Source organism: Streptomyces sp. NPDC058274, assembly GCF_042881375.1.
GTDB lineage: Bacteria > Actinomycetota > Actinomycetes > Streptomycetales > Streptomycetaceae > Streptomyces.
On sequence record NZ_JBHVXW010000003.1, the window covers coordinates 586650 to 607950 of the forward strand.

Annotated in this window: 14 protein-coding genes and 1 pseudogene; 8 read left to right on the top strand and 7 right to left on the bottom strand. The window is 73.2% G+C overall.

Going from position 1 to position 21301, the window contains the following annotated elements; genetic code table 11:
* The first annotated feature begins 102 nt into the window (after nt 1-102).
* Nucleotides 103-1467, top strand: coding sequence for a S1 family peptidase (locus ACFVYF_RS09860; protein WP_389453477.1), 1365 nt, complete (start codon nt 103-105; stop codon nt 1465-1467).
* A 138-nt stretch (nt 1468-1605) separates the two neighbouring features.
* On the opposite strand, the gene ACFVYF_RS09865 is transcribed toward ACFVYF_RS09860, so the two are convergent.
* The gene (locus tag ACFVYF_RS09865) at nt 1606-3753 is read right to left on the bottom strand and encodes a SpoIIE family protein phosphatase (RefSeq protein WP_389453480.1); all 2148 of its coding nucleotides are present in this window, start codon (nt 3751-3753) and stop codon (nt 1606-1608) included.
* 211 nt (nt 3754-3964) lie between these two features.
* Here ACFVYF_RS09865 and ACFVYF_RS09870 point away from each other — a divergent pair.
* Nucleotides 3965-4543, top strand: a pseudogene (locus ACFVYF_RS09870) (LuxR C-terminal-related transcriptional regulator); the annotation flags it as partial.
* Here ACFVYF_RS09870 and ACFVYF_RS09875 read toward each other — a convergent pair.
* The 4 genes from ACFVYF_RS09875 to lanKC all read right to left on the bottom strand — a co-directional run bounded on the left by ACFVYF_RS09875 (nt 4466) and on the right by lanKC (nt 11191).
* Nucleotides 4466-6460 carry an ATP-binding cassette domain-containing protein gene (locus ACFVYF_RS09875; RefSeq protein WP_389453483.1) on the bottom strand — a complete coding sequence of 665 codons (1995 nt, stop codon included), beginning with the start codon at nt 6458-6460 and terminating at the stop codon, nt 4466-4468. The pseudogene ACFVYF_RS09870 and the gene ACFVYF_RS09875 sit on opposite strands and share 78 nt — an antisense overlap.
* Nucleotides 6457-8199 carry an ABC transporter ATP-binding protein gene (locus ACFVYF_RS09880; protein WP_389453486.1) on the bottom strand — a complete coding sequence of 581 codons (1743 nt, stop codon included), beginning with the start codon at nt 8197-8199 and terminating at the stop codon, nt 6457-6459. Before ACFVYF_RS09880 ends, ACFVYF_RS09875 begins: the two co-directional genes overlap by 4 nt.
* Nucleotides 8200-8303: 104 nt before the next feature.
* Complete coding sequence (locus ACFVYF_RS09885) at nt 8304-8423, bottom strand: SapB/AmfS family lanthipeptide (protein WP_383272885.1); 120 nt, start codon at nt 8421-8423, stop codon at nt 8304-8306.
* Nucleotides 8424-8458: 35 nt separating this feature from the next.
* The gene (gene lanKC / locus ACFVYF_RS09890) at nt 8459-11191 is read right to left on the bottom strand and encodes a class III lanthionine synthetase LanKC (RefSeq protein ID WP_389453489.1); all 2733 of its coding nucleotides are present in this window, start codon (nt 11189-11191) and stop codon (nt 8459-8461) included.
* A gap of 206 nt (nt 11192-11397) precedes the next feature.
* Between lanKC and ACFVYF_RS09895 the strand changes: the two genes are divergently transcribed.
* The 3 genes from ACFVYF_RS09895 to ACFVYF_RS09905 all read left to right on the top strand — a co-directional run bounded on the left by ACFVYF_RS09895 (nt 11398) and on the right by ACFVYF_RS09905 (nt 15423).
* On the top strand, nt 11398-13830 hold the full coding sequence (locus ACFVYF_RS09895) for a SpoIIE family protein phosphatase (protein WP_389453491.1): 2433 nt from the start codon (nt 11398-11400) through the stop codon (nt 13828-13830).
* A 32-nt stretch (nt 13831-13862) separates the two neighbouring features.
* On the top strand, nt 13863-14366 hold the full coding sequence (locus ACFVYF_RS09900) for a metallophosphoesterase family protein (protein WP_389453493.1): 504 nt from the start codon (nt 13863-13865) through the stop codon (nt 14364-14366).
* A gap of 148 nt (nt 14367-14514) precedes the next feature.
* Entirely contained in the window at nt 14515-15423 is a 909-nt protein-coding gene (locus ACFVYF_RS09905; RefSeq protein WP_389453496.1) for an aminoglycoside phosphotransferase family protein, read from the top strand.
* 56 nt (nt 15424-15479) lie between these two features.
* On the opposite strand, the gene ACFVYF_RS09910 is transcribed toward ACFVYF_RS09905, so the two are convergent.
* Nucleotides 15480-16187, bottom strand: a complete 708-nt coding sequence (locus ACFVYF_RS09910) for an SDR family NAD(P)-dependent oxidoreductase (protein ID WP_389453499.1) — start codon at nt 16185-16187, stop codon at nt 15480-15482.
* Between the two features lie 101 nt (nt 16188-16288).
* Here ACFVYF_RS09910 and ACFVYF_RS09915 point away from each other — a divergent pair, with 101 nt between their 5' ends.
* Both ACFVYF_RS09915 and ACFVYF_RS09920 read left to right on the top strand, forming a co-directional pair.
* The gene (locus ACFVYF_RS09915) at nt 16289-17128 is read left to right on the top strand and encodes a helix-turn-helix transcriptional regulator (protein WP_389453502.1); all 840 of its coding nucleotides are present in this window, start codon (nt 16289-16291) and stop codon (nt 17126-17128) included.
* A gap of 351 nt (nt 17129-17479) precedes the next feature.
* Nucleotides 17480-18703: an Ig-like domain-containing protein gene (locus ACFVYF_RS09920; protein ID WP_389453504.1), complete on the top strand. Its 1224-nt coding sequence runs from the start codon at nt 17480-17482 to the stop codon at nt 18701-18703.
* Between the two features lie 47 nt (nt 18704-18750).
* On the opposite strand, the gene ACFVYF_RS09925 is transcribed toward ACFVYF_RS09920, so the two are convergent.
* The gene (locus ACFVYF_RS09925) at nt 18751-20775 is read right to left on the bottom strand and encodes a sigma-70 family RNA polymerase sigma factor (protein WP_389453506.1); all 2025 of its coding nucleotides are present in this window, start codon (nt 20773-20775) and stop codon (nt 18751-18753) included.
* 294 nt (nt 20776-21069) lie between these two features.
* Between ACFVYF_RS09925 and ACFVYF_RS09930 the strand changes: the two genes are divergently transcribed.
* Nucleotides 21070-21270, top strand: coding sequence for a hypothetical protein (locus ACFVYF_RS09930; RefSeq protein ID WP_389453508.1), 201 nt, complete (start codon nt 21070-21072; stop codon nt 21268-21270).
* Nucleotides 21271-21301 lie beyond the last annotated feature (31 nt).

Below are 21301 nucleotides of genomic sequence, written 5' to 3' on the forward strand. Positions count from 1 at the left end.
CGTTGAACGCCCCGCACGGCTCGTGCGTACCAACTGCCATCCAGGCGCCCCGAAGTCAGCTGCCGGACGGCGGCTCGGACCCCGTCCCCAGGAGGTCGAGAGTTGAGTCACAAACGCATACCCAAGCGCAAGGCTGCGATAGCGGCAGGAAGCGTGGCGGCGCTCGGAGCGGCGGCACTCATACTGCCCAACGCCATGGCGTCCCAGACGGACCCGGCCGGGTCCGCTCCCCAGACGTTCAAGGCGGCCGACGTCTCGGACGTGGCCGGACAGCTCGCCTCCCAGCTCGGTGACGCCTTCGCCGGTTCGTACTACGACGCCGGCAAGCAGCAGATCATCATCAACGTGGTCGGCAACGACAGCAACGTGGTCAACCAGATCAGAAAGGCCGGTGCGGTCCCGAACGAGGTGAACAACAGCACCGCCGAGCTCGAGGCCGCGGCCAAGACGCTCAGGACCGACGCGACGATCCCGGGCACCGCCTGGTCCGTCGACCCGAAGACCAACGAGATCCGGGTCACCGCGGACAGCACCGTCACCGGCGCCAAGTGGAACCAGCTCACGTCCACGGTCAAGTCGCTCGGCTCCGACACGGCGACCGTCAAGAAGTCGGCGGGCACGTTCAAGACGTTCGTGGAGGGCGGTGACGCCATCTTCGGAGGCGGGGCCCGCTGTTCCCTGGGCTTCAACGTCACCGCGGAAGACGGCAGCCCCGCGTTCCTGACCGCGGGTCACTGCGGGGTCGCGGCCGCCGCGTGGGCCGACTCCCAGGACGGCGAGCCCATCGCCACCGTCGACCAGGCCACGTTCCCCGGTGACGGCGACTTCGCACTCGTGAAGTACGACGACCCCAACACCCAGGCCGCCTCCACCGTCAACGTCGGCGGCGGGCAGACGGTCGACATCACCCAGGCCGCCGAGGCGGCCGTCGGCCAGCAGGTCCTCCGCATGGGCAGCACCACGGGCCTCAACGACGGCAACGTCACCGGCCTCGACGCCACCGTGAACTACCCGGAGGGCACGGTCACCGGTCTGATCCAGACAGACGTCTGCGCCGAGCCCGGGGACAGCGGCGGCTCCCTGTTCACCCAGGACGGCAGCGCGATCGGCCTGACCTCCGGCGGCAGCGGTGACTGCACCGCCGGCGGTGAGACCTTCTTCCAGCCGGTCACCACCGCGCTGACGGCGGTCGGCGCGACCCTCGGCGACGCGGGCGCGGGTGCCGGTGCAGGTGCCGGTGCAGGTGACGAAGCCGGCGGTGCCGGTGCAGGTGCCGGCGACCAGCAGGCCGGCGGCGCGGACGACCAGGCCGGCGGTGACCAGGCCGGCGGTGACCAGGCCGGCGGCGCCGACGAGCAGCAGGCCGGCGGTGCCGGTGACGCGGCCGGAGGTACCGAGGACCCGTCGGCCCCCGCTGACGGCGGCGTGGACAACGGCGCCGGCCTCACCGGCCAGGGTGGTCACTGACTCCTGGCCAGGGACCCACTGACCCGGACGCGCCGGCGGTTTCATCCAGGTCAGTGCAGCGGAACGGTCCGGCTCTCCGGCGGGAGGGCTGGGCCGTTCCGTGTACGGTGCGCCGCACCGCCACCGGGCACGGCCGGGTCAGTCCCGTGCCCGCAGCAGCAACAGGGCGACGTCGTCCGGCCGTTCCGCCGCCGTCTCGGTGTCCCGGACGAGACTGTCGGCGAGCGTCTCCAGCGGCTGGTCGCCGAGCTCGGCGAGCCGCTGCCCGAGTTCGGCCAGCGCGTCCTCGATGTCCACGCCGGGCGATTCGATGAGCCCGTCGGTGTAGAGGGCCAGCACGGAACCGGGAGCGAGCGCGACCTCGGTCGTGGGATACGTGGCGGCCGAATCGATCCCGAGCAGCGGGCCGCCGGCCAGGTCGAGGACCCGCACCCGCCCGTCGGGCCGGCGCAGCAGTGGCGGCGGATGCCCCGCGCGTGCCATCACGGCCCGGCCGCGCCCCGGCTCCAGACGCAGATAGAGGCAGCTGGCGAACAGCTCGCTGCCCAGGTCGATCAGCAGCCGGTTGGTGCTCCGCATGACCTCCTCGGGTGCCTGGCCGACGGTCGTGTAGGCGCGTACGGCGGTCCGGATCTGTCCCATCAGGCCCGCGGCCGTCACGTTGTGCCCCTGTACGTCCCCGATCACCGCGGCGGCCCGCCCGTCCGTGGACACCAGGTCGTAGAAGTCGCCACCGATCTCCATGCCCTGGGTGGCGGGCAGATAGCGCGCCGCCGCCTCGATACCGGGCAGCGACGGCAGGGAGTGCGGGAGCAGGGCCGCCTGGAGGCCGTGGGCGAGCTGGTGCTTGGCGTCGTAGAGGAGCGCCCGCTCCAGGGCCTGGGCGATGAGGCCGCTGAGGCTGGTCAGCACGGCCCGTTCGTCGGCCGGGAAGGGATGCGGTTCGGCGTAGGCGAGCACACAGGTGCCGACCGGACGGCCGGAGGCGACCAGCGGCAGATAGGCCCACGCGTTCATGCCGTCGGGGGTCGCGTTCCGGGCGGGGTAGATCTGCTCCAGCTGCCGGCGCGAGTCGAAGAACGCGGGAACTCCGCTGATCAGCGTTTGCGTGCCGGGGGTCTGTGCGGTCAGGGGCACGCCGTCGAAGCGCTCCACCACCCGCGGGTCGGGATATCCGCGCTGCCCGAGCACGTGCAGCCGGCCGCCCTGCGTGCCGAGGACCACCAGGGCCTGGCTGCCGACGGCGGGCGCGATCTCGTCCGCGACCAGCTGCACCACGTCCTGCACCCCCACCGCCTCGGTGAGCGCGCTGGCCAGGCTCAGGATGTGGGAGATCGTGACGAGGCGTGGGGGGTCGTCACCCTGCTGCGGCCCGGCCCGGCGCATCTCGGACACCGCGCGGGCCCGGGAGATGCGGACGCTCAGCCCGCTGGTGCTCGGATACAGCCGGAACGACAGCCAGTCGCCGGGCGGGCGCAGCGCCACGAACGACGTCACCTGCTGGCTGAGCAGGGCCGCACGGTAACGGTCCTCGTAGACCGGGTCGTTGAGCCAGGGCACGGACGACCACAGCTGAGTCCCCAGCAGACTGCTCACCGGGACACCGAGCAGCTCGGCCGTCGCCGCGTTGGCGAAGCTGACCCGCCCGTGCAGATCCAGCGCGCACAGCCCGTACGGCAGCCGCGCCACCATCCGGGCCGCCTGCACCGTGCCCAGCGTGCCGGGGGCCGTCACCTCGGCGGCCGGGGCGATCAGATCAGGTTCGCGCCGGGCGGGCCGGCCCTTCTCGGCGGCGCGCTCCAGACGCAGCGCGAGCCGGTCGCAGGCCGCCGTGAGATGGTCCCGCTCCCGGTCGGACAGCTCCGGCGGGTGCGCGCCGGGCCAGGTCACGAAGATCGCCCCGTACGCGGTGGTCCTGGTCGCCACCGGAAGCGCGGCGAGCGCGAAGGGGTAGGGCAGGACCACGGCGATACGCGGATAGCGGCGAGCCATCTCCTCCTCGCCGTTGACCCAGATCAGCCGCCGTTCCCGCAGTGCCTCCGCGACCGGGATCGGCGCGTTGAGCCCCACCCGCTCCCAGGGCGCGGCGAACGCGCGGGGCAGCCCGGCCATGACCGCGATCTCCAGCACCGGCTCGCCGGGAGCCAGCAGATACACGGCACCGGAGTGGGCGTGCACGTCGTCGAGGATCGAGGCGAGGGTGAGGGAGAGCAGCGGCCGGCCGACCGGCACCGGGCTGGGCGCCGGCGCCTGACCGGACACCTGCCAGTCCGACACGCCGACCACCTCCTCGCATGGCCGCGACGGGTCCCCGGGGTCAAGGCTCTCTCCTGGCGGCGTTTCCCGCACGGCGAGCGGAGCGGGGCTCTATACCCCCTCGGCCCGTTGACATGCCCCCGCAATAGAAGCGCGCCGTGGCGCACGGGCGCCCTAAGTGCGCCCCCGCGCCCCCTGATGGCCGGTTATTCGCGCCCGGAGACGGTCGGCGGCGCCAACAATGGGCACGCGCTCAGCCGACGGGACAAGGCGAAGCGAACCTGAAGGGACGGACGTGATCCGCGTACTACTGGTGCACGATGCTTGTCTGGTCCGACTGGCGCTGGCGGAGTGGCTCCGCCGCGAACCGGACCTGGGTGTGTACGACTCTCCCTGGCGGAGCGCGTCCGGCCGCGTCGGGTCATTACGGCCGGACGTCTGCGCGGCGGACCTGGACTGTACCGACTCCTACGGCGTCCCCCCGCTCACCGATCTGCTCGGCCGCGGCGGCGGCCCGGACGAGCCAAGACTGCTCGTTCTGGCCACCGCGCACAGACCGGGCCTCCTCAAGCGGGCCGCGGAGGCCGGGGCGCTGGGATACGTCGACAAAGGGGGCTCTCCGGAGCGGCTGGTCTCCGCGATACGCAGGGTCGCCAAGGGGGAACGTTTCGTCGACGACTCGCTGGGGTTCGGCTTCCTCAAGGCCGCGGAGATGCCGCTGACCCGGCGGGAGTTGAGCGTGTTATCCCTGGCCGCCGAGGGCGCCTCCGTCGCGGAGATCGCCGGGAGCCTCCATCTGTCCCATGGGACCGTACGCAACTACATGGCGGCCATCACCCGTAAGACCGGGGCGCGCAATCGCGTCGACGCCATCCGTATCTCGCAGGGGGAGGGATGGCTCTGACTCCGTCCGCCGGGGGAGGGCGGACGGCGGTGACCAGGTGCCGACCAGGTCACGGTAGAGGGGGGAGCGCCGCAGCAGCTCCTCATGGCCGCCGAACTCGGTCCGCCGGCCGTCCATGACCAGCACCCGGCCGGCTCGGCAGGCGGAGCTGATGCGGTGGGCGACGACCACGAGAGTGGTGTCGGGGCGGGCGGCGAACGCCCGCTCGGCCCGCTCCTCCGCCCCGGGGTCCAGATGACAGGTCGCCTCGTCGAGCAGCACGACCGGCGCATACGAGAGATACGCACGGGTGAGCGCGATCAGCTGCCGCTCGCCCGCCGACAGTGTGCCCGGGTCGATCTCGGCCGCGAGGCCGCCCAGCGCGGCAAGAAGCGGAACGAGGCCTACCGCCTCGGCGGCGGCCCACAGCTCCGCCTCGGGCACGGAATCCGGCCGAAGATGAGCGAGATTCTCCGCGGCGCTTCCCCGGAAGACGTACGCCTCCTGCGGGATGAGGACCCGGCGGGTGCGGGACATGCGGCCGGGGACCGGATGGCCGCACACGCGGACGCTGCCGTGCCCCGGCTCCAGCAGCCCGGCGACCAGCCCCGTGAGCGTCGACTTCCCGATCCCGCTGGGACCCACGACGGCGAGGTGGGTGCCACGGGGGACGGTGAGGCTGAGGTCCTTGATGACGGGCTCGCTGCCGGGACCGTAGGCGAAGGTGAGGGCGGAGAGGGAGACGGCCGGGGTGTCCTCGCCTGACGGGACACCGACGGGCGGCATGTCCTGCGAGGCCGCGGGGACCTGGGCGTGGTCGACGGGGACGCCGGCGTCGGGAGGCGGCCCGTCCTGCCGGGCCACGGGGATCGAGGCGCCGTCGACGGGTGCGTCCTCGGTCCGGTGCAGGGGCTCGGCCGGGTGGGCCTGCTCCTGGGGGGCCAGCCGGCGCAGGACCACGGCGAGCCGGGAGCCGCTGGTACCCAGGCCGTGGACCAGGTTCTGCAGGGCGGGGAGCAGGGACTGGGTGACGTAGGCGAGAGCGCCCACCAGGGCGCCCGCGGTGACGCCCCGGGCCAGGAGCCATGGCGCGGCGGCGAGCAGCAGCACGATCGGGAGCTGCCCGCCGACGGCGAGGGAGGCCACCCGCAGCACCCCCCAGTGCGCCAGCGCCCGGGCCGCGCGCAGCTCGGCGTGAATGCGCTCGCCCGTCTCGGCGGCGACCCGCTCCTCCGCCCCGCCCGCCGTGACGTCCCGCAGCCCCGGGCAGACGGTGCCCAGGTGGCCGGCGATGTCCTCGTCGGCGACCAGGAACGCCTCCTGCCTGCGGGCCAGCGGCCCGAGGCTCACCGCGAAGAGGGCCACACCGGCGACGAGCGGCGGCAGGACCACGAGCAGCAGCGACGGAGCGAGCGAGAACAGCCCGATGAGGGCACCCGCGGCCGTGAAGACGAACGAGCGGGACACCATCACCAGGCCCGCGAAGGTGTCCCGGGCGATCTCCACCTGCTGGGTGAGCCCCGACAGCGCACCCCGGTCCGCCTCGCGTACACCCCGGACGACCACCCGCTCCACGAGCCGGTCGCGCAACGGCTCGACCAGCGCGGCGACACCCCCGTACACGCGCCCGGTGCCGAACGCCCCGGCCACCACGGCGAAGGCGGCGACACCGAGCCAGCCGAGCCCGACGCCCGCCCGGCCGGCCAGGAACCCCTCGTCGAGGGCCCGCGCGAGGGCGTAGCCCATGAGGAAGGTCTGCCCTGTCTCCAGCACGGACCAGCCGGCCAGTCGCAGGACCACCGGCCACCGACCGCGCAGAAACCGCAGTCCGCGCCGGTACACCCCGTCGGTCATCGGGCACCCCCGTCCCCGTCCTGCCCGAACACCGCCCGGTACGCGGCCATGCGCCACAGCTCCGTGTGCGTCCCCCGGGCCCGCACCCGTCCGCCGTCCAGCCAGATCACGGCGTCCGCGCGGGCCGCCGTGGAGACCCGGTGAGCGACGATCAGGCGGCTGCGGCCGGACGGGCGGCGCAACAGGGCCTCGGTGATGTGGTGTTCCGTGACCGTGTCGAGGCTGGAAAGGGCGTCGTCCAGGATCAGCAGCCGGCTGTCGTGGGCGAACGCCCGGGCGAGGCCCAGCCGTTGGGACTCGCCGCCGGACAGCGGGGCGTCCGCGCAGCGGGTGGCGTAGCCGTCGGGCAGCCGGCGGACGAACGCGTCGGCGCGGGCCGTACGGGCGGCCTCCCTGACGCGGCCGGGCGGGGCCGGGGGGACACCGAAGGCGATGGTGTCCTCGATGGTCTCGCCGAGCAGGGCGGGCCGTTCGAAGGCGTAGCCGACGGCGCCGCGCAGTGTGGCGCGGGTCAGCGCGCGCAGGGGTACGCCGTCGAGCAGTACGTCGCCCTCGTCCGGGTCGGTGAGCCGGCCGGCGACCGCTGCGAGGAGCGACTTGCCCGCTCCCGAGCGGCCGACCACGGCGAGGGTGCTTCCGCCGGGCACGACGAGGTCGACGGCGTCGAGCACGGTGCGTCCGCCGCGCCGGGCCGTGACCCCGCGCAGCTCCAGCCTGCCGTCGCCGGGCGGCAGTTGGTGATCGCCGTAGCCGGTCGCCGGCTCGCTCAGCACCTCGCCGAGCCGCCCGGCCCCGGCCCGCGCCCGGGCCAGTCCCGAGAGCTGGCCGACCAGCACGCCGACGCCGGTGGCGAGGACCGCGTAACGGGAGGCGGCCAGCAACTCCCCGACGGACAGGCGGTGCTGGACCACGAGGACGCCCGCGACGGCGAGCACGCCGATCTGCAGCAGCGGCGCGACGGCGACCGCCCGCGCGGCGGCGCGACCCTGGACCTGCCACATCCGGCGGCCCTCGCGGGAGAGGCCGGGCAGGGGGCGCAGGATCCGGGCCACCTCCTTGTCGGCGGTGCCGCCGGCCGCGATCGTACGGGCCCCGTCGATCGCCTCCGACAAGGCGCTCGCGATCCGGCCCTGGATCTGCTGGTAGCGCGTCGCGCACTCCGAGGAGTCGCGTGCGAGGGCCCGCAGCAGCATGGTCAGGACGGGGGCTCCGGCCAGGAACACGAGCGCGAGCCACGGGTCGATCAGGCCGAGCGCCACGACCGCTCCGGCCGGTCCGGCCAGGGAGGCGAGGAGGGAGGCGCGCGTGGCGGGCGCGGTGCCGGCCTGAGCGGCATTGCCGACCAGCCGTGCCACCAGCTCACCGGATCCGAACCGGCCGCCGGCTCGCGGTCCCACGGCCAGTACGTGTCCGGTCAGCCTTCGGCGCAGCCAGGCGGTGGCCCGGGCGTTGAGGGTTCCGCCGAGCACGGTCTCCGCGGCGTCGAGCAGGGCGAGCAGCAGGACGAGGCCGGAGCACCAGAGCACCCACCGGGTGGCGCCCGGGCTGCCGGGGTGGCTCAGCAGGAGGTCGAGGGTCCGGCCCAGGGCGGCCGGGAGCAGCAGGGCCGCCCCCGTCGCGGCCGTGGTCGCCACCGTCAGGGCGAGGCAGCGGGACGCGCTGTGCCGGGTCGCCGTACGCAGCAGCTGCCGCCCCGCGGAGTCGGCTCCCGGGGGTTTGGGCACAGCGGGCGTGGTCATGGCGCGTCAGGCCTCGCATCCTGTCCTGGCACGGTGCAGAGCCCCGGGCGGCCCCTCCCCGTTGAAGGGAGGGAACCGCCCGGAGTCGTTGGGAAGCGGTGTCGTCAGAGACAGAGCGTCACGCTGGCGGCCGACACACACGAGAGCAGGCTCAGGGTGCTGTTGCCGCCACCGCCGCCGGTGGTCTCGTCGGACTCCATCGTCTGCAGGTCGAGAAGTGCCATGTCAGATCCTTTCGTTCACTGGGGACGGGGTTGAGTCACGACTTCGCCGGTTGTGCGGAGCCGCGTGTGTGGGCCGCCCAAAGGGGCGGCAGGAACGGCAGTTGGGCCGTGGACTCCTCGTCGAGGGCCGCGCCGAGCGCGAGCAGGCACCCTGCCGTTCCGGTGCCCAGGTCCATGGAGAGCCGCATCATCTGATGGCCGGGGAAGGCCAGTTGGCCCTGGTAGGCCATGGCGAACCAGCCCAGCGCGCCGACCTGTTCGGCCAGCCGTTCCGGGACGGCGCCCGGCGCGGTGGTGCGGCTGAGATGCAGGATCATGCCCGCGCGGCCCTGGAAGAGACCGGGCTGCGCGTAGAAGCGGGAGGAGGCGGCGGTCAGGATGCCGGAACGGACGTGCCCCCATTCCTCGGCCTGTGGTGCGCCGGGCGCCAGGGAGAGGTAGTCGTCGACGACCATGCCGAGGCCCGCGCTGCCGTCCCCGAGGTAGGGCAACGTGCGCCACCCCTCGTCGACTTCGAGACTGCCGCCCTTCTGGACCACGCAGCACTCCAGGTCCCGGCGCAGTGCCTCGGTGGCCGCGTCGAGCAAGTCCGGGTCACCGGTGGTCTCGTACTGCCGGAGCAGGAAGAGTGCGGGGCCGCTCGCACCGCGCAGCAGCCCGGCCCGGCGCCGGCGTGTGTCGGGGCGTGGCTCGGCGAGCCGGCGCACCAGCAGGGCCGCCGCCTCGGCCGCCCGCTCGGCCAGTGCCGGATCGCCCGTCGTGCGGGCGAGCTGCCCGAGGACCAGGCCGACCCCGGCGAGGCCGCCGTGCAGGTCGGAGGAGAGCTTCTGCCACCGCTCCCGCAGGATCCCGTCGAGCAGGTCCAGGGCGCGCTGCCGGTGCCCGAGCCGGTCGAGGACGTACGCCACGCCCGCGAGACCGTCGTAGAGCCCGAGGGGCGTCCCGGCCGGGACCGGGTCCGTGTGCGCGAGGAGCCAGCGCTCGCCCTCCTCGAACCGCCCGGCGCCGGTTTCGGCGAGCGCGTGGAGCACGCCCGCGGCACCGTGCGCGAGGCCGAGCCCGCCGCCGTCGGAGAACTGGGCGATGTCGCCCGGGAAGAGCCGGTCGTCCCGCTCCGGTGTGGCCGAGGCGAGGATCGCCTTCACCATCGAGTCGCGGCTGTAGGGCCAGTCGCCCGGTTCGGCGAGGGAGGCGAAGGGGGACGCGGCGGATGTGCGTCGGCCGACGGCGGCACCCGCGAGCGGCCGGTCATCTGCGGCTCCCGGGACGGGGCGGCCCGCGGAGTCCTCCGCGCCGGCACGGTCACGGGCCGTCCCCGCGACGCCGCAGTCGCGGGTGATCTCCGCGACCGCCTCGTCGAGGAACTCGCGGGGCACGTCGGGGAACTGGCCCGCGATGACCTCGGCCAGATGCGCCGCCTTGCCGCGGTCCACCACGAACAGCGTGGTGACCGGCATGAACAGGGCGAGCCGCAGACACGCCAGCGCGTAACGGTCGACGTCCGCTCCCGTGCGGTCCGGCGGTGCGAAGAACCCCGGGTGGGCGACGACCTGGCGGCCGTTCTCCTCGATCGGTGCCGCCGCCTCGAAGTCGAGCAGGGAGACGGTCTCCTCGTCGGGGCCGATCATGATGTTGAAGACATGCAGGTCGTTGAAGACGATCCCGCGTCCGTGCACCGCCTCGACGGCTGCCTCGACCCCCTGGTGGACGCGCAGCGCCCAGGCCGTGTACGCGGCCACGGCGTCCGGGTCCGGGTCCGGCGTGAGCAGGGGATGGCGCTCGGCGAAGAAGGAGTTGAGGGGCCGTCCCTCGAGGAAGTCCATGACGAGGAAGCGGTGGTCGCCGAGGGTGAACCAGTCCCGCACCTCGGGCACCACGCCCAGCCCCGACACCTGCTCCAGCGCGTACTTCTCGCGCGCCAGCCGCGTGATCGCGTCGGCCCCGTCCGCAGCGAGACCCGCGTGGGGCCGGCCCTCCTTGAGGACCACCTTGCGGCCGTCACGGGTGTCCGTGCCCGCGTACACCCCGCCGCCGTTCGAGAAGTGGAGTGCCTTCTCGATGCGGTACGGGAGGTCGCCGACCGTCGTCGTGTTGCGCGCGGCGAGCTGCGGCTCCAGGAAGGCGGGCAGCTTCACCCAGTCCGGGACGTGGAAGGACGGCTTGCGGTGGTCCGGCACCAGCCTGCCCTCGGCGTCCCGCACGGCGAGGACCAGCGTGCCGCGCTCGTCCACCACGAAGGACCGGGTGAAGGCGCCGTAGCGGACGTACAGCGGCCCCTCGTTCCAGCGCAGGTCGGTGAGGATGTAGGGCCCCTCCAGGCCGTCGAGGAGCTCGCCGAGCTCGCGCAGGACGAGGTGGAGCTGCTCCTCGTCGGCTGGATAGACGGTGACGAACTTCCCACTGGTGTCGCGGGCCGCGTACTTGGTGTTCCGCAGATGCAGCAGGTGCGGTCCCGGCACGAACTTGAACGGGATGCGCCGCGGCACGCAGTAGTCCCACACCGTGGCGGCGATCCGCTCCGCGTTCGCCCGGATGGCCGAAGCGTGGATCTTCCAGCCCTGGGCGGGCCCGGCGAGCGGAAGTCCCTCGTCGTCGACCGGCGTCAGCGTCAGCCAGTCGCCGATCCGGTCCGCCTGCCACCCCTCGGGCGCCTCGCGCCGGGCCGTCTCGAAGACGGGAGCGGCACCCTGCTCGCCCGCGGACAGGCGGTCCGGCGTCTCGTAGAAGTGTCTGTCGGCCAGCGCGTAGACCTCGTACCGCTTGTCCATTCCATCCCCCCTCGGCCAGGTGTCCTCGAGGCTTCCAGTCCGTCCGGGAGCCCGAAAGTCACGCCTGTCACTACATCCCCGTGAGGAACTCACGAGTTAATTAGCGTTCGAATCTGTTCGAGTGAAAGGGCTTTGCCGCAGGCCCCAAGGGCCCGGAACGGTCACAGGGGCTGCGCGAGCGTCCCGGAAGCGCTGTAATTGCGGACGTGGTCAGTGAGGGCGTGGCGGGACGCAGAACGAGAACGCTGCGTGCCGAACTTGCCCTCAAGACGCTCACCGCCGACCTCGGCTCCCGCGAACGACTGCGCCGCGTCCTCGAACAGGCGCTCGTCTTCGCCGGGGCCACCCTCGCCGCCGTGTACGCCCCGGGGGAGAACGGTGACGAGTTGTGCCTCGTCGAGTCGGCCGGCGTACCCAGGACGCTGTACGGGATGCGTGACAGCTATCCCGCGTCCGGGGGAGCTCCCGCCGCCGAGGTGCATCGCTCCGGCCGGCCGCTGTGGCTCACTCCGGAGGACCTCGGCCGCTGGGCGGACGCCCGGCGGCTGCCGACCCAGGAGTTCTCGCTGGCCGTGCTGCCGCTGAGCGACGGCGGCAGCCTGGTCGCCGTCAGCGAGCACGAGGGCGGCTTCGACACCGACGACCGCGAGTGCCTCGCCCTGCTCGCCGACGCCGCCGCCAGCCCCGCGCGGACCCCGGCGGGGGAGCCCGACGAACTGGCCGCCAGCGCCTTCAGCCTCGCCATGGACAGCGGCCGGGTCGACGTCGACGACGAGATGCTGGACCTGTTCGGGATCGACCACGACGAGTTCGACGGCAAGGTCGAGACCCTGCTCGCGCTGACCGTGCCCGAGGACCTGCCCTCGCTGATGTCGGTGGTCGAGGCCGACCACATGTCCATCGGCGACCGCGAACTGGAGTTCCGCATCCTCCAGCCGTCCGGCGAGCCCAGGTGGCTGCGGCTGCGCGGCAGACTGCTCCCCGGTGGTGACGGCCGTCCGGCGCGGCTCGTCGGCACGGTCGCCGACGCCTCGAAACTGCGCTCCGGGGTCAACGACGTCGCCCGCGTCCAGCGGCTCGCGGCCGCACTGGCCACCGCCGGCACGGTCCGCGACGTCAGCCACGCCGTGGTCGCCGCCCTGCGCAAGCCCCTCCAGGCCGACCGGATCGCCCTCGCCGAGCTGGAGGGCGACCGCCTCGTCGTCACCGTCCTCGACCCCCCGGAGCCGGGCGTGTGGCCCGAGCTGTGGCGCAACGAGTGGCGCTCGGAGTGGCCGGACGCACCCGTACGCACCATGCCGACCCTCGCGGCGGCCCTGCGCGAGGGCCGGGCCGCCATCTGGCCCGCCGGCACCCCGCTGGAACCCGCGCTCGCCGACGTCGGGCCCGGCGGCCTCGCCGTGCTGCCGCTGCCCGCCGGCGGACGCATGGCGGGCGCCTGTCTGATCGGCTGGGACGACCCGCACGACTTCGGCCCCGACGAGCGCGCCCTGCTCACCGCCGCCGCGGGTCTCGCCGGGCAGGCGCTGATGCGCGCCCACGCCTTCGACGCCGAACACGAACTCGTCGGCATGCTCCAGCGCACCCTCCTGCCGCGCCGGCTGCCCCGGCTGCCCGGCGCGGTCGCCGTCGCCCGCTATCTGCCCACCACGGCCGGCCTGGAGGTCGGCGGCGACTGGTACGACGTGATCCCGCTGCCCGACAACCACGTGGCCCTGGTCATCGGCGACGTCCAGGGACACAACGCCGGAGCCGCCACCCTGATGGGCCAGATGCGCACCGCCCTGCGCGCGTACGCCGTCGAAGGGCACCCCCCGGACGTCGTCGTCTCGCTCGCCAACCGCCTCCTGATGGACATGGAGACCGACCTCTTCGCCACCTGTTGCTATGTCGACATCGACATGGAGGAGGGCTCCGCCTGGTTCGTCCGCGCCGGACACGTGCCCCCGGTACTGCGTCACCCCGACGGCAGCACCGAGATCGCCGAGTCCGAGGGCGGCCCCCCGCTCGGCGTCATCCGGCAGGCCGACTTCCCGATGAGCCCGCTGCGCCTCCAGCCCGGCACCGTGGTGGCGCTGACCACGGACGGCCTGGTGGAGTCCGCGGAACTCGACGTCGAGGACGGCATGAACCGGCTCGCCGCCGAGCTCGCCGCCGCCGACCCCGCACACCTCGGCCTCGTGGCCGACGCCCTGCTCGCGGACGCCAACCGCAGCGACGACGTGGCCCTGCTCCTGATGCGCTACGACGGCATGGCGCTGCGTCCGCTGCGGGAGAGCTGGTCGGTCTGGCGGGTCCCCGAGGCGGTGCGGCACGCCCGCCGCTTCACCCGGCGCACCCTGCGCCAGTGGGGCGTCGCGGAGGAGCCGGACGCCGTACTCCTCGTCGTCTCGGAACTGGTCACCAACGCCCTCGTGCACACCGACGGCCAGGTCCGGCTCGACCTCACGCTCATCAACAGCCGGCTGCGGGTCGCCGTCGCCGACAACTCACCGCGTACGCCGATCAAGCCGACGAGCATCGGCTGGGAGGCCACCGGAGGCCGGGGCATCCTCCTCGTCGAGGCCATGTCGGCGACCTGGGGGACCGTACCGGTGAGCGGGGGCAAGCAGGTGTGGAGCGAACTCGTTCTCGAGTGACGCGTGATCGCCCCGGATGACACCCTGAAAGCGTGCGCCTGCTGCTGATGTCCGACACCCACCTGCCCAAGCGAGCCAAGGAGCTGCCCGCCCGGCTCCTCGCCGAACTTCCCCTCGCCGACGTCGTGATCCACGCGGGCGACTGGGTGGACACCGCCACCCTCGACCTGCTGGAGGACCGGTCGGCCCGGCTCCTCGGCGTGTACGGCAACAACGACGGGCCGGATCTGCGCACCCGCCTCCCCGAGATCGCCCGCGCCGAACTGGGCGGCCTGCGCTTCGGCGTCGTCCACGAGACCGGCGCCGCCCAGGGCCGCGAGCGCCGCTGCGCCGAGCGCTTCCCCGACCTCGACGTCCTCGTCTTCGGCCACAGCCACATCCCCTGGGACACGACGACAGAGACCGGGCTGCGCCTCCTCAACCCCGGTTCGCCGACCGACCGCCGCCGGCAGCCCCACTGCACGTATCTGACCGCGGTGGTCGCCGACGGCGCGCTGACGGACGTACACCTGCACCGGTTGCCGCCACGGACCTGACCGCGGCGGCTCCCGGTCCGCCACGAAGGGCGTCGGCCGGGCCGGCGCCGGGGCAGATCCGTCAGGAGCCGGCGGGTCGCGTCACCCGGAGTTTCGCGTCACCCGGAATTGAGTGGACACGCGGCCCGTACGCGGCTGGGATGGCGGGGTGTTGATCGATGCCGACCTCGTCCGCCGCCTGCTCGCCGCGCAGTTCCCGCAGTGGGCCCAACTGCCGCTTTCGCCGGTCCCGTTGTCCGGGATGGACAACGCGACCTTCCGGCTGGGCGAGGAACTGTCCGTACGCCTGCCGCGGTTCGAGCGGTGGGCGGGGCAGGTGGAGCGGGAGCACAGGTGGCTGCCGCGCCTCGCCCCCCACCTGCCCCTGCCCGTCTCCGAACCGGTCGCGCAGGGCCGGCCGGGAGAGGGTTACCCGTATCCCTGGTCCGTCTACCGATGGCTGGAGGGGGAGACGGCGACACCGCAGGGGTTCGCCGATCCGGCCGAAGTGGCCCTGCAACTGGCCGAGTTCATCACGGCCCTGCAGAAGATCGACCCGACCGGTGGCCCCGGCCCGCAGTGGAGCAACGCCTTCCGTGGCGTTCCGCTGGGCGACGACCGGGACTCGCTGGCCTCGGAGGCGCGCGTCCGGCCCAAGATCGCGGCACTGGAGGGCATGGTCGACGTCGAGGCGGTCACTGCGGTGTGGGAGGCGGCCCTCGCCGCGCCGGCCTGGGACGGTCCGCCGGTGTGGATCCACGGTGACCTCGCGACCGGCAACCTCCTCGCGGTGGACGGCAGGCTGAGCGCCGTCATCGACTTCGGGACACTCGCGGTCGCCGACCCGGCGGTCGACCTGCTGCCCGCCTGGCAGTTCCTGCCCGGTGAGACGCGCGGCCTCTTCCGCGCGGCGCTCGGTGTCGACGACGCGACCTGGGCGCGGGGCCGCGGCTGGGCGCTGGCCGGTTCCCTGCCCGTGCCGGACGACCCCTTCTTCCAGAAGGATCCGGCCCGGATCACGGCCGCGCTGCGGCACCTGGACGGGCTCATCGAGGACCACCGGGAGAACGGGGCCTGAACGGGCCGCCGGCCGGGGAGAGCGGCGGTGGCCCGCGCGTTCCTCCGGCCGGAGGGTCACCAGGGCAGGGGACCCGCGGCGTTGAAGTAGCCGCCGGTGGGACCGTCGGGCCCCATCCGCGCCATGCGGACGATGATCTCGGCGCCCTCCTCGACGGTCTGCGTGCCGGTGTTCCCGTTCAGGTCCGTCGCGGTGTAGCCCGGCTCGACCGCGTTGATCCGGATGCCCGGGAACGCCTTCGCGTACTGCACGGTGATCATGTTGACCGCGGCCTTCGACGCCGGATATGCGACCCCCGGGTAGCCGTACGACGGCGTGCCCACCGCGCTGACCAGCGTCGTGGAGCCCAGACCACTGCTCACGTTGACCACGACCGGGGCAGCGGACCGCCGCAGCAGCGGCAGGAACGCGTGACTGACGCGCACCACGCCGAAGACGTTCGTCTCGAACAGCGTCCGCATCAGGTCGGCCGTCACGTCCGCGGCACCGACCACGGTGTTGCCCTCCTGCCTCCCCTCGATCCCGGCGTTGTTGACCAACACGTCCAGCCCGCCGTCCGCCTCGACGGCTCGCGCGGCCGCCGCGACGGACGCGTCGTCGGTGACGTCCAGGACCAGCGCCCGCGCGCCGAGTCGCTCGGCGGCCCGGCGTCCGCGCTCCGCGTCCCGGCTGCCGACGTAGACCGTGTGGCCCGCTGCCACGAGCCGGCGGGCGGTCTCGAACCCGAGACCCTTGTTCGCTCCGGTGATCAGTGTTGTTGTCATGCCCCCAGGTTCCGGCCCGTGCCCGCGGTCAGCCAGGCGTCCGGTCTTCCTGGGACCGGCAGTACCAGGCACCCGGCCGGTGCCCCAGGCACACTGGAGACATGGCAACGGCGGAGTTCGGACAGGCGGTGCGCCGCTGGCGCGACCGGGTCCCACCCGAGGCCGCCGGGCTCCCCGCCGGTGGGCAGCGGCGCGCGGCCGGACTGCGCCGTGAGGAGCTGGCCCTGCTGGCCGGCGTCTCCGTCGACTACGTCACCCGCCTCGAACAGGGTCGCGCGTCGCACCCGTCGGCCCAGGTCGTCGAGGCGCTGGCCAGAGCGCTGCGGCTGTCGGGCGAGGAGCGTGCCCACCTGTTCCGGCTGGCCGGTCTGGTGCCGCCAGGACCGGAAACGGTGCCCGCCCACATCTCGCCGAGCGTCCAGCGGCTGCTGGACAGACTGACCGGCACACCCGTCGCGGTCTACGACGCGTCCTGGACGCTGCTCCTCGCCAACCCGCCGTACGCGGCGCTGATGGGCGATCCGTCCGGCTGGCGAGGCCCCGAACGCAACGGCGTGTGGCGCCACTTCGTCGGCCCGGGCAGCCGGGCCCGGCACACCCCGGAGTCCCTGCGCACGTTCGAGGCCGCGCTCGTCGCCGATCTGCGCGCGGCCGCCGCCCGGTATCCCGCCGACCGGCAGCTGCGGCGCCTGATCGCGGAGCTGCGCGCCGGCAGCGACCGGTTCGCCGAGTGGTGGGAGTCCGGTGCGGTGGGTCATCACGAGGCGGCGCAGAAGACCATCGATCATCCGCAGGCAGGCCCCGTGACGCTGGACTGCGATGTGCTCACCGTGACCGGCAGCGACCTGCGCATCATGGTCTACACGGCCGAGCCCGGCACCGAGGACGCCGACCGCCTTGCCCTGCTGACCGCGCTCGGCACCCAGCGGCTCGTCGGATAACCGCCCACCGGGCGAGGCGACCGCGCACCGGATCCCGCGGCCCGTTCGCGCCGGACGACGAGTTTCCGGCGCCCGGCAGGTCCTACGCACGTCTCCGGCTCCGGCCGGGTCCGAGTCTTCCAGTCGCCCGAACACGCCCTCCTCCCGAACCGGCGCCGGCACCTCCCGTGTGCGCGGTTTCCGGACTCGTCCCGCTTCGGGGCGCGTTGGCAGCGCTGAGAGGCCGATCGAGGGGTACGCGGTCATCGAACGTGAAGTGTCGTCGAGGGGTACGCGGTGTACGAGCCGCGGTCACCCGGGCGACGAGACCGTCCGCGCACCCGCTGGGCGGCTCTGTCGATGGAGGTGGTCATGGACCGGGCGTCCACACTGCACAGCCTCGCTGGAGGGGCGGCCGGGCACCGTACGCGGATCCGAGTCGCCGCGGTGGCGGCCGCCGGAACGGTCGCCCTGACAGCCTGCAGCGGGACGTCGGGCGGCGACGACGCCAAGGGGGACCCGGTCTCGCACCGGATATCCGTCGCGCCGGCGTCCGGCGCCTCGGCGGTCTCCGTGCAGAAGAAGGTGACCGTGCGCGCGGGCAGCGGGAAGCTCACCTCCGTGCAGGTGACGGCCCCCGGACCCGGCGCACTCCACGGATCGTTCTCCAAGGACAGGAGTACCTGGACGTCCACGGCCGGGCCGGCTCCCGGAGTGACGTACGCGGTCACGGCCGGCGCGACGGCGTCCGACGGCAAGAAGCTCACCGAACACGAGAAGTTCACCACCGCCGAGCCCACCAAGGCGCAGACCGTCATCGGCGAGTACAACGTCGAGCGGGACTCCACGGTGGGCGTCGGCCTGCCCGTGTCGGTCGTCTTCAACAAGCCGGTCACCGACAAGGCGGCCGTCGAGCGCCACCTCCGTGTCACCTCGTCGCCCGCCGTGGTGGGCGCATGGAGCTGGCTCAAGGACCGCAACGGCAAGGACCGGGTCGACTACCGGCCCCGGACGTACTGGAAGCCGGGCACCAAGGTCTCCCTGCGCATGAACCTCGACGGTGTCGCAGCCGGCGGCGGGCTGTACGGCACCCAGACCCGGAAGATCGACTTCACCGTCCGCAAAGCCGTCGTCACCACCGTCGACGTGACGAAGAAGACGATGACCGTCACGCGTGACGGCGAGAAGCTGCGCACGCTGCCCGTCTCGACCGGCAAGAAGGGCTTCGAGACGTGGAACGGCACGATGGTCGTGCTGAGCAAGGTCCCCACCATCCGGATGGACTCCTCGACCGTCGGCATCTTCGGCCCCGAGGCGTACGACCTCGGCAAGGTCAAGTGGGATGTCCAGCTGACCACTTCGGGCACCTACGCGCACGCGGCGCCCTGGAACGACGGCAAGTTCGGCCGGGTCAACGGAAGCCACGGCTGCATCGGCATGAGCACCTCCGACGCCAAGTGGTTCTTCAGCCAGGTCCACTACGGCGACCCGGTCACCGTCGTCCACTCCAAGGACGACACGGTGCCGGTCAACAACGGCTACGGCGACTGGAACGTGGACTGGGCCGAGTGGCAGGCGGGCAGCGCGCTCAAGTGACCCGGGAGGGACACCGCGCGCCGCCCCCTGTCACCTCCGGCCACGCCTCACCGCGGATGCCGGGCGAAGACCTCGTGCAGGATGTCCAGATAGGCGCCGTGACCGCTGGAGCTGGGCCAGTCCGTTGACGACTCGACCGAGGTCCCCTCGCCCCACTCGTTGTAGGTCACGACCAGCTGGAACGGCTCGCCCGACGTGGCGACGGTGGTGGCGTCGGCGCGGAACCGGCCGAGGTCGCGCGCGACCGTCGGCTTCTTGTCGGTGTTCTTCCAGAAGCCCGGGGACACGATGGCCGAGTACCCCTTCTGCACGTCCAGGCCGGAGGCGTACTGGTGCCAGCCCTCCGGCTGGGCGGCGCAGTTCCGGTAGCCGCCGAACACCTTCAGCACGACGTAGTACCCCTCGGTCCTGTTGGCCCGGGTCCACCGGGTGGCCATGTCGCACGCGTCGCCGCCGCCGCCGTACACGAAGATCACCGGCTTGCCGTCGACGTGCAGCCAGGTCTTCTCGCCGGAGTACTTGCGCAGGTATTCCAGGCTCTTCCTGATCTCCGTCGCCGACGGGTCGGCGTACGCCTCGTGCTCGTAGTAGACCGTCCAGGAGAAGCCGAGTTCCGCGCCCTTGGACATCAGCAGGGGCAGCCGCTCGTCCTCGCGCTTGCCCTCACCCCACCAGGAGGAGATGCCGGCCTGGAGGCCGCCGTACTGCATGTCCTTGATCTGGCGCTCGACGGTGGCTGCTCTGTCGACGTCGTACTTGCCCGCCGAGGGCGTGTACTGGCTGCCTGCGCCGGCGAAGTTCTCCGGATACCAGGGGTAGTAGAAGGCGGCCCGTACCGGCAGCTTCGTGTTCGTGACGGCAGCCGTGTTCGCGGGAGCCGCCTTCGGTGCCGCGGACTTGGGGGAGGCCTTCGCGCTGGGCCGTGCGGTCGAGGAGGCCGTGGTCTTCGCGGCGGACGGGGTGGCGGTGGGCCGGGTGCCGGCGGCGGCCGGGGCCGAGGCGGCGGCAGCGGACGCCGTACGACCGTCCCGCTCGTCCTGTCCGAACACGCCGAGGACGTAGGCGACGGTGGTCGCGACGAGGGCCAGCGCGGCCGCGGACGCGAGTACCGCGGCCTTGCCCGCCGGGACACCGCCGGACCTCCGGGCGGCCCGGACCGCCGCCCGCCCGGCCCCGGAGGAGCCCTGGAAGGCCACGGTGGACGAATCGCTCCCGGCCGGCCCGGCACCACCGCCGTCCGCGCCCCAGCCCATCAGCGCCGCCAGGATCGGCGGCACGGCCACCAGCGCCAGATCCGCGAGCAGGCGCTCCGCGGGCACCATGTCGAGGGGCAGGCCCGCGCACGCCGGGCAGGTGCGCACATGCCTGGCGATCCGCTTGCGCCACAGGCCGGCGGGGCGCCCGTCCCACCCGCGGAGCTCCGCGTCCAGCTCCGGGCACCGCGGGACCGCGCCGAGTGCGCGGACCACCGCCCGCGCGACCTCCAGCCGGGCCTTCATCCGCTGCACCCGGACCGCGGCGTGCGGCATCGGCAGTTCCATCGCCGTGGCCAGTTCGGCCCGGGTCAGCCGGCCGGCGACCTCCATCCACCACAGGGACAGCAGTTGCCGGTCGTCGGTGTCCAGCCACCGGGTGGCCTCGGCCGTCTCCTGCCGCTGTCCCGACAGGCTCAGCACGGTGATCGTCAGATCGACGAAGTCGGCTCCCGGATCGGCGAGCAGGGCCGTTTCCTCCAGGCCCTCGAAGCCGGCGGTCGCCGGCGCCTCGCGCCGCACCCGCCAGTGCCGGCGCACCTGCCGCATCGCGATCGCGACGAGCCAGGAGCGGAACGCCTCGGGATCCCGCAGCGTCCGCACGTCGCGGATCATCTGCAGCATGATCTCCTGCACGACGTCATCGGTGTCGGCGGGAGCGTCCAGCGCGCGTCCCACGATGTTGTAGATCAGGGGCAGGTAGTCGGCCACGAGGGTGTCCAGGGCCCGCTGGTCGCCCTTCTGCGCGGCACGCACGAGCGCGAGCTGCGACCGGGACGCGGCCGGTCCGTCGTATCCGCTGGGTGAATTCTCGGTCATGACTGGAGGAGGGCTCCCGCTCGGCGTCGGCATAACAGAAATCCGCGCATCAGCTTCGCACCGCCCGTTCCGGCGGGCCCGACCGTGTCCGTCCTCACCCGCCCGACGCAGAGAAAGCGGGCCGGTCCCGGCGCCGTGTATCGGGAGAAACCGCGCCAACCTTCGTGCCCTGTCGTCCTTCCGCCGTCCATAGGATCTAATGGGCAGCCGCACGCTGGGTGGACGGATGCCGGGCATCACCGGTCGACAACTCCTCCTTTGATCCGTGCGGCCCTCGACTCCGGATGGTTATGGATGCCTGCCTCTCCCCGTCGCGAACCCGCGCCTGCCGTTCCGAGCACGGCCGGCGCGCCGGCCGCGCCGCAGCACCACGATCTGTTTCTCCAGCCGCGCTACACAGTGGAGCTCCCGCCCCTGGAGGACGAGGACGACGTGTCCGAGCCCGCTCCGTCCTTCCCCGCCCGCCGGCGGCGCGAGACCACGCGCGGACGCTGACCTCCGGCTGAGCGGGCCGTGACACGCGGTG